The 16259-nt window shown below is 41.8% G+C and carries 15 protein-coding genes; 10 read left to right on the top strand and 5 right to left on the bottom strand.

Features of this window, described 5'->3' with window-relative positions; all coding sequences use genetic code 11:
- Nucleotides 1-204: 204 nt before the first annotated feature.
- Nucleotides 205-801, top strand: coding sequence for a YitT family protein (locus ACFQV5_RS19405; RefSeq protein WP_379249051.1), 597 nt, complete (start codon nucleotides 205-207; stop codon nucleotides 799-801).
- A 125-nt stretch (nucleotides 802-926) separates the two neighbouring features.
- On the opposite strand, the gene ACFQV5_RS19400 is transcribed toward ACFQV5_RS19405, so the two are convergent.
- The gene (locus ACFQV5_RS19400) at nucleotides 927-1610 is read right to left on the bottom strand and encodes a bifunctional 2-keto-4-hydroxyglutarate aldolase/2-keto-3-deoxy-6-phosphogluconate aldolase (protein WP_379249050.1); all 684 of its coding nucleotides are present in this window, start codon (nucleotides 1608-1610) and stop codon (nucleotides 927-929) included.
- A 53-nt stretch (nucleotides 1611-1663) separates the two neighbouring features.
- The gene (locus ACFQV5_RS19395; protein ID WP_379249048.1) at nucleotides 1664-2629 is read right to left on the bottom strand and encodes a sugar kinase; all 966 of its coding nucleotides are present in this window, start codon (nucleotides 2627-2629) and stop codon (nucleotides 1664-1666) included.
- A 208-nt stretch (nucleotides 2630-2837) separates the two neighbouring features.
- On the opposite strand from ACFQV5_RS19395, the gene ACFQV5_RS19390 reads away from it, so the two are divergent.
- Nucleotides 2838-3707: a DUF421 domain-containing protein gene (locus ACFQV5_RS19390; protein ID WP_379249046.1), complete on the top strand. Its 870-nt coding sequence runs from the start codon at nucleotides 2838-2840 to the stop codon at nucleotides 3705-3707.
- Nucleotides 3708-3904: 197 nt separating this feature from the next.
- Here ACFQV5_RS19390 and ACFQV5_RS19385 read toward each other — a convergent pair whose 3' ends face one another.
- On the bottom strand, nucleotides 3905-3988 hold the full coding sequence (locus ACFQV5_RS19385) for a putative holin-like toxin (protein ID WP_379249454.1): 84 nt from the start codon (nucleotides 3986-3988) through the stop codon (nucleotides 3905-3907).
- A gap of 271 nt (nucleotides 3989-4259) precedes the next feature.
- Between ACFQV5_RS19385 and ACFQV5_RS19380 the strand changes: the two genes are divergently transcribed.
- Complete coding sequence (locus ACFQV5_RS19380; RefSeq protein ID WP_379249044.1) at nucleotides 4260-5420, top strand: GntR family transcriptional regulator; 1161 nt, start codon at nucleotides 4260-4262, stop codon at nucleotides 5418-5420.
- Between the two features lie 96 nt (nucleotides 5421-5516).
- Complete coding sequence (locus ACFQV5_RS19375; protein WP_379249042.1) at nucleotides 5517-6593, top strand: copper amine oxidase N-terminal domain-containing protein; 1077 nt, start codon at nucleotides 5517-5519, stop codon at nucleotides 6591-6593.
- A gap of 134 nt (nucleotides 6594-6727) precedes the next feature.
- Here the strand turns inward: ACFQV5_RS19375 and ACFQV5_RS19370 are convergent, their stop codons facing one another.
- Together ACFQV5_RS19370 and ACFQV5_RS19365 are read right to left on the bottom strand one after the other, a co-directional pair.
- On the bottom strand, nucleotides 6728-7189 hold the full coding sequence (locus tag ACFQV5_RS19370; protein ID WP_379249040.1) for a PhoU family transcriptional regulator: 462 nt from the start codon (nucleotides 7187-7189) through the stop codon (nucleotides 6728-6730).
- Nucleotides 7190-7343: 154 nt separating this feature from the next.
- Nucleotides 7344-7865: a DUF2062 domain-containing protein gene (locus tag ACFQV5_RS19365; RefSeq protein ID WP_379249038.1), complete on the bottom strand. Its 522-nt coding sequence runs from the start codon at nucleotides 7863-7865 to the stop codon at nucleotides 7344-7346.
- Nucleotides 7866-8189: 324 nt separating this feature from the next.
- On the opposite strand from ACFQV5_RS19365, the gene fabV reads away from it, so the two are divergent.
- The 6 genes from fabV to ACFQV5_RS19335 all read left to right on the top strand — a co-directional run bounded on the left by fabV (nucleotide 8190) and on the right by ACFQV5_RS19335 (nucleotide 16228).
- A complete protein-coding gene (fabV, locus tag ACFQV5_RS19360; protein ID WP_379249036.1) occupies nucleotides 8190-9380 on the top strand; it encodes an enoyl-ACP reductase FabV in 1191 nt (396 codons plus the stop codon).
- Nucleotides 9381-9649: 269 nt separating this feature from the next.
- Nucleotides 9650-10807 (top strand): ROK family transcriptional regulator, encoded by a 1158-nt coding sequence (locus tag ACFQV5_RS19355; protein WP_379249034.1) that lies wholly within the window; start codon nucleotides 9650-9652, stop codon nucleotides 10805-10807.
- Between the two features lie 29 nt (nucleotides 10808-10836).
- On the top strand, nucleotides 10837-11844 hold the full coding sequence (locus ACFQV5_RS19350) for an asparaginase (RefSeq protein WP_379249032.1): 1008 nt from the start codon (nucleotides 10837-10839) through the stop codon (nucleotides 11842-11844).
- A gap of 54 nt (nucleotides 11845-11898) precedes the next feature.
- Nucleotides 11899-13350, top strand: a complete 1452-nt coding sequence (locus ACFQV5_RS19345) for a M17 family metallopeptidase (RefSeq protein WP_379249030.1) — start codon at nucleotides 11899-11901, stop codon at nucleotides 13348-13350.
- A 31-nt stretch (nucleotides 13351-13381) separates the two neighbouring features.
- Nucleotides 13382-14068: a copper homeostasis protein CutC gene (locus ACFQV5_RS19340; protein WP_379249028.1), complete on the top strand. Its 687-nt coding sequence runs from the start codon at nucleotides 13382-13384 to the stop codon at nucleotides 14066-14068.
- Nucleotides 14069-14326: 258 nt separating this feature from the next.
- Complete coding sequence (locus ACFQV5_RS19335) at nucleotides 14327-16228, top strand: FUSC family protein (RefSeq protein WP_379249026.1); 1902 nt, start codon at nucleotides 14327-14329, stop codon at nucleotides 16226-16228.
- Nucleotides 16229-16259 lie beyond the last annotated feature (31 nt).

Raw genomic sequence — 16259 nt, 5'->3', positions numbered from 1 at the left:
AGTATATAGTGTAATGGCCTTCTGGTACAATCGATAAAAAGCTTTGGGGTCTGTTTACCCCAGAGTTACCAATCTTGCGGTAGGTAGATGGCTTCTAATTGATAATGAAATCAAGTTTTTTTATAAAAATAGCTAACATAGAGTACAATTTCTGATCAGACAAGCATATGAATAGACATTCCCATTTTTTTGGAGCTGTTCATTATGCCAACAATAATCAAGTATTTCGTTATTGTACTTGGAAGCTTTCTGATTTCTGCAGGAACGAACTTTTTTCTTGTGCCTTATAAGGTACTGGATGGAGGGGTTATCGGTATTGCGCTGATTACGAATTATTTATTTGATGCGCATATCGGTTTTATTATTATATTGTGCAGCATTCCCATGTTCATAGCGGCATGGCTGTTAAACCGTGCGATCTTTTATAATAGTTTAACAGGGATGTTAATATCATCTTTTGTAATCGACTTATTGTCGCCGTTTCAACTTTTTTTTCATCAGCATGTTGCATTTGGCGCTATTCCCAGTGCGTCGGTTGGCGGGTTTTTGATCGGGACAGGGCTGGGGTTAATGCTTCGATTTGAGACAAGCACGGGGGGGACAGATCTGCTTGCTCATTTTTTATCCCGATATCTTCCTTTAAATGTTGGTATCATTATTTTATTAATGGATGCAGTGATTATTGGAATTGGAGGAGTTTTGTTGTCCAGCGAAACGTTTATTCTGTCTATATTCACGATCGTTTCAGGTGGGCTAGCTACAGGTATGTGTACACAGAAGAAATGGGGCAGGAAAAGTTGAAGCAGGGATAACAGATATTCCATAGATAAAATAGATAAAGAAGAAGGCCGCCCAAGGCAATCGTACTTGGGTGGCCTTTATTATGATGACAATCAAGTAGATTCTATGTTATAAATGCGAACACTTTATACTCGTGCTTCTAAAGATTGATGCTTTGTATCCAAAAACGCATTAACATAGGCGCGCGCCTTCTCCGTGATCAAATTGAAATCACCTGATTCAACAGCTTCTTTCGTAAGGTCAGAACCTATGCCAACGGCAAAAGCTCCCGCTTGAATCCACTGCGATAAATTATTAAGGTTGACGCCACCAGTTGGCATAATATTTGCTTGAGGCAAAGGACCGCGCAATGAAGGAATGACAGATGGAGAATACAGATTGCCAGGGAATAGCTTGACCACATCGACGCCAAGTTCGAGCGATGCTACGATGTCATGTACGGTAACAGCACCTGGCATTACAGGAACTCGATATCGGTTGCAGAGCATAATAGTTTCCTGATTAAAACTTGGAGATACAACAAATTCAGCACCGGCCAGAATGGTAAGTCTTGCAGTTTCAGGATCTAGAACAGTACCAGCACCGATAATGGCGTAATTATCTGCATTCGGATCGGCAGAAGAATAGGATTTAGATAACTCGGTAATGGCTTCGGTTGCAAATGGGATTGTCATGGTGATCTCTATGACTTTGATTCCCCCCTCAATTGCTTTATTCGCCATACGAATAACTTCTTCTGGTGAATCACCGCGCAACACAGCTACGACACCTGCATCGTGGATTTGTTGGAGCAGTTTCATCTTTTTCATTCATTTCACTCTCCTTATCAGATCACTCTCAGTTATTATCTAACTTCTGTCGATTATCGTTCGGTATGTGTCAAGTTGCCTCTGCGAAGCTCTATTTCCTCCCATGTCGGAAGCGCTTCCCAATCTCCGGTTGCCTGTATAACCATGGATCCAGTCAAGCCGCCAAGCCGAACAGCATCTTCAGGAGAATACCCTTTGGATATACCAGCAAGAAACCCTGCGCAAAATCCATCGCCAGCTCCAACCGGGTCTACAACCTCATCCACTTTTTCAAAAGGAATCGATTGTATATTGTCCTTTCTTACGATAAGGTTGTTACCCTTAAAGCTTTTGACAATAGTGAGAGCTTTGTGTTTGCGGAGATTTTGGATTATTTCATTCTCGTCATCCGTTTGATATAACAGTTTGCATTCGTCGTATCCTGGAAGAAAATAGTCACAGGCATCAGCTAACTCAAGCAAAACGGGCCGGGCTTGTTCGATATTCCAAAGCTTTAGTCTAAGATTTGGATCAAAGCTGATCTGTACTTGGTTCTCTTTGCATAGTGAAATGATGTGACGGATGGTTTGAAGACAGTTGTGACTTAAAGCCGCTGTAATTCCAGTAAAGTGAACGATTCTCGCCTGAGCAATATAGTCAGCGTCCACAAGATCTGGGGTCATTTTACTTGCCGCAGAACCAGCACGGTAATAATAGACTGACGATTGTCCTCTTACGGATTCTCGGAGCATTAGTCCAGTTGGTGCATCGCTGGTATATTTCACCCTCGATACATCGACACCCTCGCCTCGAAGCGCTTTCATAATTCCTTGTGCAATAGGATCTTTACCAAGCTGTCCAAACCATCCGGAACTACAACCTAGTCTGGCCAGGCCAATGGCAACATTACTCTCAGCTCCGCCGAAAGACTGAACCATTGTACCGCCTAGACCAATTCCGCGGGGGCCCTCAGGATATAATAGTCCCATAGATTCACCAAAAGTAATGACATCATATGAACGATGTGATTCAGTGGTCATAAACTGGCTTCCTCCTCCATCCTCTTCCTTTTTATGCAATACTTTACCTTGAAACGACAAAAAACTCAATTAAAAATAAGCGCTTTCTTTTTAAAATAGGGATTGATGGTATGAAAACTAATTTGCATGGAAGAAAATCCCTGGGTTTAGAAAAAATGAACTTACCAATAATTCAAAGTAGAATATTCTGAGGGGAGACAATGAAATTATGCAGGATTGGCTAGAAGTTGTATTGCGGACATTATGTGCCGTTGTAGTATTATTCTTATTAACGAAGCTGTTAGGAAAAAGACAGATTTCACAACTATCCTTCTTTGAATATATTACGGGAATCACGATCGGTAGTTTGGCTGCATACATATCGCTTGATTTGGATGCGAACTGGTATCTGGGTTTGGTGGCTTTGGCGGCATGGGTAGCTGTATCCCTGCTTATTGAAATACTACAAATGAAGAGTAAACGTATCAGGGATTTTATTGATTTCAAAGCGACAGCTTTGATTAAAGAAGGAAAAATATTAGAAGGGAATTTGAAAAAAGAGCGTCTGACATCGGATGAGCTTATGGAACAATTACGTAAGAAAAGTGTTTTTGATATAGCAGATGTAGAGTTTGCAATTATGGAATCCAGTGGTGAAATCAATGTCATGTTAGTGAGCGAGAAACAGCCACTGACGCCAAAACACCTTGGTATACAGACTGGAAGCATTAAGGAGCCTCACACGGTCATTATGGACGGAAAGGTGATGGAAGAGCCACTGTCATTGTCAGGAAAAAGTAAGGCATGGTTGAAGCGTGAACTGAATAAGAATAATGTCAAGCCGGATGAAGTGTATCTTGCACAGGTAGATACCAGTGGTGAGTTAGTATTAGATTTGTATGATGATCAGATTAGCCTGCCGCAGGTACGGCAGAAGGCAGCTCTGTTTGCTAACCTGAAAAAATGCGAAGCAGATTTGGAAATGTTCAGTATGGCAGCTCCAACGGAAGAATCGAAAGAGCTTTATGCGAATACGGCTAATCGGCTGCATCAGCTCTTAAGCGAGGTAAAACCGCTACTGCAACAAAAAAAGAAGTAAGGGCAGTAATATTTGCTTTTTCCGGGGAATAGGATATTTTTGTGTATCTATTCTGCATCTGTCGTTTAGTAAACTACATCACGAAAGGAGCCGGTGGCAGCCGACTCCTTTGACAACAGTCAGATTGTAAGGGGCGGATATGGTTTAGGTGCTCCAATCAACGGATAAGAAATAGATTCATTCTTTAAGGGAAGGATCTATTTCTTATTGTGAAAAGCAAGCATCGACACGACCAATGTGGCGAACGAAATCATTAAAGTTAACGCTTCATTCACGCCCATGTTTTCACCTCCTATTCTTTCGCCTCCTTACCAGCTGGTCTATTGTAATATATAATATGCCAATTGCTTACAGAAAAAGAACTAAATAGAGGAAGCGCTTTCACAATAAGTTCATATTTATTTGGAATTATCGTCATATTCAGCAGACATATCTATTTCGAATACTAAATCTGCATAAGAAGCTTGTATCCATGTTGTGGGGACAGGTTTCTTTTTGATGTGATATTATAGATTTTACTGATATAGATAGGAAGGCAGGCATGAATACCAGATGAACAATATATCGGGAAAGTTGTTCGAGCAGTTGAAAAGTCAAGTGCTTAACATCATTCTGGAGCGTGGTTTAAAGCCTCATGATCCGTTACCCTCAGAGGGGGAGCTTGCGAATCGTTTTGGCGTGAGCCGTATGACGGGCAAGCTTGCATTGCAAGCGCTTCAAGAGGAAGGGATTGTCTACCGTCTTCCAAGAAGAGGAACCTTTTTGGCAGATGTGGATTTGGAAGAACTGAAACAATCAGCAGGAATCAGACAGGTGTACAGAGCTAAGCAAGCTCGTCTTGCAGGTCATTATCTTGCTTTGATTGTTCCTGTTATTGATGATTATGTGGGCAGCATCATCACTTCTGTGGAACGGGCAGCAAAAGAGCAAGGGTTTGAATTGGTTATCAAGGTTACGGGGGATGAAGCTACCGAGGCCGAGGTCGTTCGTAGTCTCTCACATCAGAATGATATTGCGGGCATTCTATTGTTTCCAGTCGATCGTACAATATGCGGTGATCACCTTCTGAGATTAAAACTGCTGAAATACCCGATTGTTATTCTAGACCGTCAATTCAATGAAATCGGATTCGATTGCTTAACTCACGATCATTACGGAGGGGCATATGAAATGACGTCCCATTTGCTTCGTACCGGTCACAGGGAAATTGGGTTTATCACGAGTGATTTGAGTATGGCGAAGAGCCGAGAGGAGCGTTACCAAGGCTATATAGATGCGTTGCTGGATTGGAAGGTGGATATTCAAACCGGTAATATGCTCTTTTTGAGCAAAACCGACATTAGCCCTAATCGAGCAATAGATCGACAAAATGCGATCGAGTCTTTTCTTCGTACAAGTAAGAAGCTTACAGCTGTGTTCTGCTCCGATGATTTTTTAGCGATGTTAACGATGAGGATTGCGTTTGGACTGGGATTAAAACTGCCGGAACAGCTATCTATAGCCGGATTCTCTAATCATAATGTGCTTGAATACGCACCGGTTAGTATGACAACTGTTAGACAACCAATGGATGATTTCGGCAGTTCCGCTGTGCAACTACTCATGGACCGTGTAGATAACCCACCAGGTGATCCTGTATCCATTCGTCTGCAAACGGAAATAATCGTTAGAGATTCTACCATGTCTAAAATAATACAAAACTGTAACGGATGAATTTGAAATAATGTCCATATTTTATCCCTTTTTCCTAGTAAATCAGATATGATATAGGTATTAACTAGTTGTATGAAGAAGGGAATTTATATATATATGAAAAAATTGCTAAGTTCTTTAGTCGCGGCTGTCTTGATTTCCTCAGCCCTTTATATACCGAACCAATCACCGGCATCAGCTGCACCAGCTACTACTTTCTCCGTTCATGTAGACGAACAGATGTTAAGACTAGATACATACCCTGTCATTAAGAACGAAACGCCATTTCTTCCACTTTATATGACGAGAGAGTGGGCAGGGGTTACACTGAAATGGAATCAGAAAAACAAAGTTGTGACTGTATTGGTGGACGGCAAACGATATGAGATCAAGAACGGGAGTAGAAATGTAGTGTCCGGAGATACGATAATTAAACTCGATTCAGCTGCTTATATTATCAATGGCCGTGTAATGATTCCTACGTCATTGATGGAACGGATGATGGGAGCCAAGGTGGTCTGGCAAGAGAAGTATCATAACGTCTTGGTGAATTCCAAAGGAAAAGCTCCTCTTGCGGTGGCTGAGGGCCGATCAGATGTGAAACTGTACGGAAGGGATCTGAAAGATGGAGTTTATAAAGGTCTTGAGCTTGAAATCGCCGGTAAGCGCCATCGTTATAACTGGGAAACCCCAACTGGCTGGAAGGAAGTACCCGAGCTTATTGTGAGCGATCTCAATCAGGATGGAGAGTCTGAAGTTGTCGTATTACTGAATCAAGGTTCCGGGACAGGTATTCATGCACAAGATATACATGTCATTAGCATGAAAGATTTCAAAGAGATACCGATTGAATCCCAGAAAGAGACGGTTAAGAAATGGGTTTCTACAGAGCTGAAGAAGGAAGGGGATATGCTTCATGCTTCAATTCAATTGAAGGGAAAAGGCGATGATGTTATCCTGCAGATTCCGGATCTTGAGTTTGTAGAACAATCGGAAATGGGCTTTGGTGCCGTTGTATACCATAGGGTCGAGAATAATAAGCTGATCGTTAGACTGGGTGGTATGGTTCATTTCAGTATGTTCATCGGCGATTTAGAAATAACTTATGCCTTCAAAGAAGGGCGATATGTAGCCGACAAACTGCAGTTCATTCCTTTTGATGAATATAAGCCTTATGTACAGAAGTCAAACTAGGAAACCAGTCGCTGTTTAACGTTCTTTGGGGTGAGAGATACTTATACTTTGAGTGGTAAAACAGAAGAGGCGAACCGCCGATATCGGGGTTCACCTTTTCTTATAATCTCTTTGATAATAATTTTTCACTTAGATTAGTTACCAGAATTCCTAGTCAAAGAATCACCGTCACTAGATACGGTATATCCCCAAACTTCACCATCTTCACCTTCAAAATAATACTGGTAATAAACAGCTTTTTCTTCCACAAAATTAATGTACAACTGATAATCTAGTTTACCTGATTTTAAAGCATCAAAAGCTACTGCATCTCCACTTTGATTATACGTAAATGGCTTATAGGTCGTTGAATCATAAATAAATGTCATCGTTCTATCCATTATCCCAGAATACTGTTCAGTTCCAAATCGTTCTCTAACTTCATCGTAAGACAAACCGATCTTTGCGTTTTTTTCTATAAATTCTTTTGTTATCTTTGATCCTTCTTTCGTTTGTTCAACAGTAGTGTTGTCACTTTCGTCCTTTTTAACTTCGGTAGCATTTGAACAAGCAACGAGAAATAGGGAAAAAAGTAACATCATTGTTATTGTCCGCATAAGTTCCCCTCCTTTATCTGTATAAATATAACATTGATTATAAGCACATTCTAAAGTTCCTTGGATAAAGTTTCTGATCACCAAGGGATTGCAGTACAAATAACTCCCCCGTGCTACTGTGTAGTGAGCAGGGGGGAGTTATCTATGATTGAGTTTATTGGATGTGTTTGTTTCTAGCTTTTTTTATTTTATTAAGCAGAGGTTTTCGGTATTGAGACAGTAAAAAACGAACAATAAAATAAAGAACAACAGAGAATATAAGGCTATTTACAGCGGATCCTATCAGAAAGTTCACACCCATATCCCCAAGTTTGCTGAAATACCTGGCTAGAACGGAATAATCCCGATCCGGAACGGGTGTGTGGATAACGTCTACAAGATCGATAGGTGGTGGTGAAGAGAAGATATGGCTAATCAGGTAGCCAACCTTATAATTAATGAAGAATAATAGCGGCCAGAGCATGGAACCGGTGGTCGCTGCTAGTATAGCGGCTGCCATATTACCACCTATAACCCGACTAAGCGCTATGGCGATAATGATATCAACCCCAAAAGTAGGATACCAGCAGGGAAAGAATCCCGCGGAAAAACCTAGTGCGATACGGTGGTCGCTATTTTGCATACGCAATATCGTTAAGAAGTAGTATTTTAATGTTCTTAAAATTCTCCGAAGCAAGAGATTTCCTCCAGAATTGCAAGATAGTAGATATGTATATTTGCCTTGTGATGGTATTATGAGTAACAGAAAAACGAAGAGCTCGTAACAAGCATGGGCTCTTCGTTGATAAGAGTACAGTATATAAGTATAAATGATCATTTAAAGAATAGATATAAGTTACTTGTTTTTGACACATATCGCTCTATGTTAGATGGTATGATTCCTTTATTAATTTTCAATTTCAAAGGTTTCCGTTTTCGAAAAAATTGTTAGAATAGGTAAGGCAGGGTACTATGTAGTAAGGAAGATATCATTCGATTTAAAGAGAGGAATATTTAACCTATGATTATTAAACCTAGAACACGCGGTTTTATTTGTACGACAGCTCACCCAGAAGGCTGTGCTCGTCAAGTGCAGGAGCAAGTGGAGTATATTAAGTCCAAACCGGAGATTAAAGGTCCTGCTAATGTGCTCGTAATCGGTGCCTCAACAGGTTATGGTCTGTCCGCTCGTATTGCAGCTGCGTTTGGCGCTCATGCCAATACGATTGGAGTTTATCGTCCGAGTCAGGCAACGGAGAAAAGAACGGCTTCGGCTGGTTGGTACAATTCTGCTGCATTTGAGAAAGCAGCTCGAGAAGCTAATCTTAAATCATTTAGTGTGACTGGTGATGCCTTCTCCGATGAGACGAAGCAAAGAACGATTGAGTTGATCCGCAGCGAACTTGGACAAGTAGATCTCGTTGTATACAGTGTCGCTTCTGCTCGTCGCACAAATCCGAAGACGGGTGAGGCTGTAAATTCTGTTCTTAAGCCGATTGGAGAGGCGTATACGAATAAAACCGTTAATTTTCATACGGGTGAAGTAAGTGAAGTTACGATTGATCCGGCGAATGAACAAGAAGTGCGTGATACTGTGGAAGTAATGGGCGGTGAGGATTGGGAAATGTGGATCCAGCAGCTTCGTGAAGGAGGCGTACTGGCGGATAACGCAACCACGATAGCCTATTCTTACATTGGTTCCGAAATTACACAGGCCATATATCGAGATGGTTCTATTGGCCAGGCGAAAGACCATTTAGAAGCAACAGCTATTCGTTTGAATGAAGAACTGGCAGCAAGCGGAGGCCGAGCATTCGTATCGGTAAGTAAAGCACTCGTAACACAATCGAGTTCGGCAATTCCTGTTGTTCCACTCTATGTATCAGCTCTCTATAAAGTAATGAAAGAAAAGGGGCTGCATGAAGGCTGTATTGAACAGACATATCGCTTATTTGCAGATCGTTTATATTCCGGTCAGGAAACACCTGTAGATGAGAAGGGACGTATTCGTATTGATGACTGGGAGCTTCGTCCGGATGTGCAAGAAGAAGTAGAAAGACTGTGGAAACAAGTCACTACTGATAATATTTACGACCTTACGGATCTTGAAGGATATCGTCGTGAGTTCTTCCAATTATTCGGGTTCGAAACCGAAGGTGTTGATTATGAGGCGGATGTGAATCCGATTGTGGAAATTCCTGAAGCAAGGTAATTGAAATACAAATTATAAAGTACAGGCGTGGTGAAACCCAAGTGCGGGGACATCGCGCCTTTTTCATGTTGTGTGGGAATGTTGTTCGTAAAGTATTCGCTTTCATATTGACGATTCATATGAGCAGGACTATTATTATCGTGACTGGAGTAAATTGATGGATAATTAATACAATAATCAACTTTTAAGATGAGAAGTGATTCGAATTGCATGTTTTTTTGTTTTTTTATATACCATTAATCCAGTGAAGAAAATATAGGGGCATTTCAATGAAAAAGCATGATCAAGATTTTATGAGACGACAGAACAAAATCACAGTTTATGAAATGATCAAAAATTTCAGTCCCATATCCCGGGCTATGATCGCAAAGAGAACGGGAATGAGTGCAACGACGGTCAGTAGGATTGTAGGAGAGCTGAGCGAGAATGGTCATGTTTCGGAATTTGATCAAGTTTCAGCAGGATTGGGACGAAAAGCTACTATGCTTAAACTGATCGAAACCTCTGTCTTGAGCATTGGTATTGAGCTAGATAAGTATCAATTCAAAATAGGTATTGTTGATGTGAATGGTGCTTTAGTGTACAGCAGCGATCATAAACGTCTGCCTCAGGAAAGCGCGGACACAACCATCTCGAATATTGCAAGGTTACTGCAACAGATCGTAGATCTGGAAGGAGTGAATCCGTCCCGTGTTGCCGGTATTGGAATTGGTCTTCCTGGAATTGTTGATTCCGAGAGAGGCGAAGTGGTGTTTTCAGTACAGCTGGGGTGGAAAAACGTGAACATTGCAAAGCGATTGAGCGCATTGACGGGGTATAAGGTAGCGGTGGATAACGAGCTCAAGGTAAGGGCGCTTGCTGAACATATTCGGGGAGCAGCTTCAGGCTCCAAGCGAACGGCCTTGATTGGCTTTGGAACAGGGGTAGGCTCTGCTCTCATCATTGAGGGTAACATTTACCGAGGTGAATCAAACAGTGCTGGTGAGATTGGACATATAACCATTGATCCGAATGGTGCATTGTGCGAATGCGGTAAAGCAGGGTGTCTTCAGACTTACATCATTACTAGCTCACTTCTAAATGAAGCGGGTAAAATCCGTAAGGTTGCTTCTCTAGATGAAATATTTGAAGCTAGACAGTCTGGAGAACTGTGGGCGGTGCAGTTGATTGAACGAGCGCTTACTTATATGGCGATAACAATCAATAATGTGCTTTGCGTCTATAACCCGGACATGATTATTTTGAGTGGAGAATGGATTGAGAGATTTCCAGAGATTCGTCATGAAATAGAGGAATTGTGTAGTAATCGTTTTGTATGGGAGCCGCTGCGCAATACATATGGTCTTCAATGCACTTCGCTTGGTGGTGAAGGTGTCATGATCGGTTCTGGCTTACTGGCACAGACGTGTTTTTTCACATTAGAGTGATATTCATTTGACAAGAGGTGGGGATGGAGATGGCTGGATTTATACCATTGGTTGAGGAGTACCGGGGCGGAATACTTGAAAATGTACATTATGGTGCCATAAGTGTTGTTGATGAGTCAGGAAAGTTATTGTACAGTGCCGGGGATCCGGAACATATGACATTTCTCAGGTCAGCTGCGAAACCCTTTCAGGCGATTCCGGTAATGAAGCGGAGTATCGATGAGAAGTTTGGGCTTACTGGAGAAGAAGCAGCGCTATTCGCTGCCTCACATCGAGGTGAGAAGTTTCATATTGATGCTCTGGAGTCGCTGTTAAACAAAACAGGCATCGGTGAAGAAGAACTCCATTGTTGTCCGAATTACCCGCTGAATGAAGAGGCGAAAGCGGAGCGTCTTCGCAAGAATGAGGCGAAACGCCGTATTTTCCATAACTGCTCTGGGAAACATGCTGGGTTGATAGCATTATGCAAATATCAGGGATGGGATACGAAGACGTATTATCAGCTTGATCATCCTGTTCAACAAGAGATTATTGAAACCGTTGCCTTATTTGCTGACGTTCCAAAAGAAAGGATTGGTATAGGAATAGATGGCTGCGGGTTGCCTATTTTTGCGATGCCACTCTCATCCATTGCCTTATCCTATTTGAAGCTAGCTTGTCCTGAGTTGATTCAGAATGAGGAAACGCGTCTTGCTGCAAAACGGATTTCAAAGCTGATGAACGACCACCCGAATATGATAGCAGACACAAGGTTTGTATGCTCAACTTTGTTAAAAGATCCGAATCTGACAGCCAAGGGTGGCGCGAAAGGCGTATATGGAATTGGACTGCGTAAAGAACGCATCGGTATCTCGTTAAAAGTGTCAGATGGTTCAGAACAAGTGTGGCCAAGCATCATAGCTTCGATTTTGGAGTTGATTGATTACCGTAATGAGCGAACAATTGATAGTCTGTATGAACTCGTTCCGAACCAAATTACTAATGATAACGGACTAATTGTTGGGGAGCGTAAAGCTGTCTTTTCATTAAAAGGTTAGTAAAGAATTAAGGGGTTTTCAATTGACTAATAATTGGGATAAGGAGAGATACCCATGCAAATCATGTTGAAATCAGACAGAAATACGGCTGTTCACATTTACCCTTTATATAAGGATCAAAAGTTCATGTATCCTATCCGTGATGAAATTCGGAATACAGGCCGTTCAGCGTGGTTCCGAAGCCGTAGTGTTGAAGATAAAGACATTTTTGTAGTCGGTTTGGGAGAACGAAACAAGTTGGGTCTTGAAGCTATACGGCGGGCAGGTGGCTTGTCAGCAAGAAGCATTCAGAAGGAAGGCTTTAGCGAAGCTAGCCTGGTAAGAGTCATCGATGATCAAGAATCGTGCACAGAAGTATGTGTGAGTGATTGGCTTCAGGCATGGATTGAGGGGTGGCTTCTTGGTTTATATGGATTTCATAAATATCGCACTTTTACACAATCACCTAAGGAAGTGTTGCTACGAATCCATCCGGAAGACTGGCCGGAGATGACAGATTTGGAGTTGCGTCAAGTGATCAAAGTCGCTGAGATTCGCGCAGCAGGAACGATGCTTGCAAGAGATATGGTGAACGAAACACCAGATTATTTGCACCCAGGCAGGATGGTTGAGTGGGTCGTTGACCATTTTAAAGACACGCCGGTTAAGATTACCGTTTATAGCGGTGAACAGCTAAAGGAACGTCAGATGAATGGTCTTCTAAAAGTGGGGGCGGGCAGTGTTCACCCACCGGCTATGATTGAGCTCCATTATGAGGGAGATGCCTCGCTCCCGCTTATAAGTCTTGTAGGTAAAGGCATTACGTTTGATATGGGCGGTATGAATGTAAAGAGCGGGAAAGATATTAGTGATGCTCGAATGGACATGGGAGGAGCAGCTGCTGTCGCGGGTGCTATGGATATTCTTGTATCTCAGCAGGCCAAGGTAAATGTTGTGGCACTGATTGCCGTTGCGGAAAATGTGCCTGACGCTCATGCAATGCTGCCTTCTTCTATCGTATCTTTTCCGAATGGCATTACGGTACAAGCTGCGAATACGGATGCAGAAGGACGGCTTGTGCTTGCGGATAGTCTCATTCACGCTGCGGCACTGGGGGCTGTAGAAGCGGTGGATATCGCAACCTTGACTGGCAATGTGGGTCAAGCGCTTGGGCTAGGGATTGCAGGGATTTGGGGAGATGCTACCATGACACAGTGTCTTGTCTCGGTAGGTGAACGGAATGGTGAGAGACTATGGCCTATGCCGCTGATGGATGAGTATGAGTCAGAACTGCATAGTGACTACGCGGATCTGAGTAATATTGGTTCTTCATCGCTTGCTGGTGCAATTACAGCAGCACTCTTTATACGCCGATTCGTTAAGGAACCAATGAAATGGGTTCATATCGATATGGCTGGAACGGTACAATATAAAGGGGATGCGGGGTATTCCGCTTCTGGTGCTACCGGATATGGGGCACGTTTGCTTGCTGATTACGTCATGACTAAGAAGAACAACAAGATATGAAATAGAAACGGATAAATAAGGAGGGACAGTTATGTTATTGGAAGTGATTGCGACAACGCTTCAGGATGCTTTGATTGCAGAAGAATGCGGAGCAGATCGCATTGAATTGATTACGGCAATTACGGAGGGAGGTTTGACTCCTAGTATCGGGCTCATTGATCGCGTTACACAGCGTGTGCAGATTCCGGTTAATGTAATGATCCGACCTCACAGTCGAACTTTTGTAACGGACAACGAAGATTTGGAAACGATGCTGGAGGATATAACTCGTATTCAAACAACTGGTGCTGCAGGAATCGTTCTAGGGCCTTTAACACCGAAAGGTGCGATCGATGAAAGCGTTCTGAGACAGTTATTAGATGCAGCTGGATCTCTAGACGTTACATATCACCGTGCTTTTGACGAAGTTTCGGATCAGCTTGCTGCTTATGATGTTCTTAGGCGTTATCCGCAAATTTCCCGTATTCTGACTTCAGGCGGATCTGCACCTGCTCTGCAATCGATACCCCAAATACGTCGGCTTGTGGAACGCTCTAAGCAGGGAGGTCCTCGTATTCTAGCCGGGTACGGTTTGACGCCTGAAGGAATTATTTCTTTTATTGAAGAAACGGGAGTTGATGAGGTCCATTTCGGTTCATCGATTCGTGAAGGACGCACAGGTCTTGGATTGATCGATAAGCCGGCGTTGCGAGCACTGGCAGAATCGCTGCATAAATAATGCTGGGCCGAGTAGGTTTGGTGTGAGTATTAATAATCTGAATATAGCTTACTTACAAGCCGAGCGATCTCTGGGGTTAACCCGATTTCACTCGGCTTTAATTATTGTTACCTATCCATAAAGGATTGAATAAACCTATACGAACTAGTGAACTATATTCTTTACAACCGTAGACGGATGTGGGTATACTTCTTAACACTCTTTTAAACCGCATGTGTAAATAAAACAATGTATTTCAGAGAATGAAGGTAGGTTTTTATGAAACAACTCATCTATGCGAAGACAAAAATATTTATCTACATTCTTTTGTTCATATTCGTGTTCAATAGTATATTTGGCACGAATAATACGCTCATCGGTGTAACTATTATTATTGCGACGCTTATGTATCTTGAAAGAGATCTAACGGCGAACCCTTGGAAAAACTTCTTTTTCTTACTCCTTGTTAATTTACTGCAAGGGATATTTGGTTACTTTTCGGCTATCCATATGTGGTTTGCGATACCTTTAAATTTCATCTCGATGTTTATAGTTGGCTATTTCTTTTCCTTTAATTTAAAGAAGCCGCTGACGATCGCTTTCGGTTTACAGTATCTTTTTATTCTGACCACACCCGTACCTACCGAGGCATTGCCGCTTCGTCTTATCGCTCTAGGATCTGGAGCCGTCATCGTTATGCTCGCTCAATTCTATTTCAATAAAAATAAGATAGAGATTGCAGGGAATAAACTTCTTGCCGCGATCAGTGAACAGTTGATTCAAAAGCTGGAAGCCATTCAATCACAAAATGATCATAAGCATATTAATCCTTCGATTGAAAATTCCATTAGAGAAATACGAAGGATGGTTTACCATCACACTGTCGACGGTTATTATGTATCGAATGAAAGCAGAGTGTATCTTAAAATTTCAGCTTGTCTCGAAAAATTGTACCTGTTGCTGAATCGTTTTGATGAGTTAAAATGCAAAGATAACTTTGTTGAAGCACTGGCGGACGAATTAAGAAACGTAAGTCAATTCATTCGAAAAGAGACACTTCAAAGAGAGAAACTCCAACTCTTAAGTCATGTGGAGCATGCAACTAATCGCCTTTATGCCACAGAATTGATTAATGCTTTTGAATTGATTTATGAGCTGCTCGAGGAATTACATTGCACGAAAAAAGAAGAACTGCGGAAAGTTGAAAAACTGGACAATATCCCTACACTATTTAAAAAATCGTATAATCATATCGTTAATTTCAATAAAAATTCTGTACGGTTTACCTATGCGGTCAGAGTGAGTATTGCGGTTACGATCGCAGCTTTTATCTCAGATTACTTCGCTCTTGAACAGGGGAAATGGATGATATTTACGATCTTCTCTGTAACACAGCCTTATGCTGAAGTTGCTAAGTTGCGATTTTCTGAACGATTCAAAGGAACGCTCATGGGCACTGTCATTTTCTTTGTGTTATTCAGTGTGTTTAAAGATCCGACCAGCCATACCCTGATCGTGCTGCTGTTTGGGTATTTGAATAGTTTTGCGGTAGCTTATCGCACGATTATTCTTACGGCAACGGTTCCTGCACTAGGAACAGCCGCATTAGTTAGCGGCATGGAGGTCGTGACATTGGAACGTATTCTGTATGTCGTGCTTGGCATTGGTATAGGAATGCTAGCCAACCGCTTTATTCTACCGCACAGTATTGAGAAGGGCACTGCTAATCTGGTTCGAATGTACAAGGATACGTCTAAGTTTCTTATAAAGGAGTTTTATGAGTATTTAAAAAATCCAACTAATGTCCATACTATTCATCATTTGTTTGCGATCTCGGTGCTAATTGAAGATCGGATTCTGATGAATAATGAAACGAGAGAACTTAAAGATGCGAACCGCTTTTTAGAGGAACTGCGGATGATAAATCATGCGATTTATGAGCTCTTCTTACGTGTACAAAGGAAAAAAATACATCCTGCTACAGTGAAAATGATTTTAGATGAAGCTGATAAAATAAAGGATTCCACTGACGAACCGATTGAAAGCCTAAGCACTAAGCTCAAGTATCCGGTGCACAAATCATCTGAACATCCTATTTATGACACGATCTTTTTGAAAGATGTGTTGTCGATTTATCAAAAATTCAAAAAAATAATGGAATATCAACCCGAGCTTATCTAAAAGAAGCCCTCATAACTCAAGAGGGCTTCTT

The organism is Paenibacillus sp. GCM10028914, assembly GCF_042666275.1.
In the GTDB taxonomy this organism is placed as follows: Bacteria; Bacillota; Bacilli; order Paenibacillales; family Paenibacillaceae; genus Paenibacillus_AQ.
The sequence above is the reverse complement of the archived record's forward strand: the minus strand, read 5'-3'. Positions and strand labels throughout refer to the sequence as shown.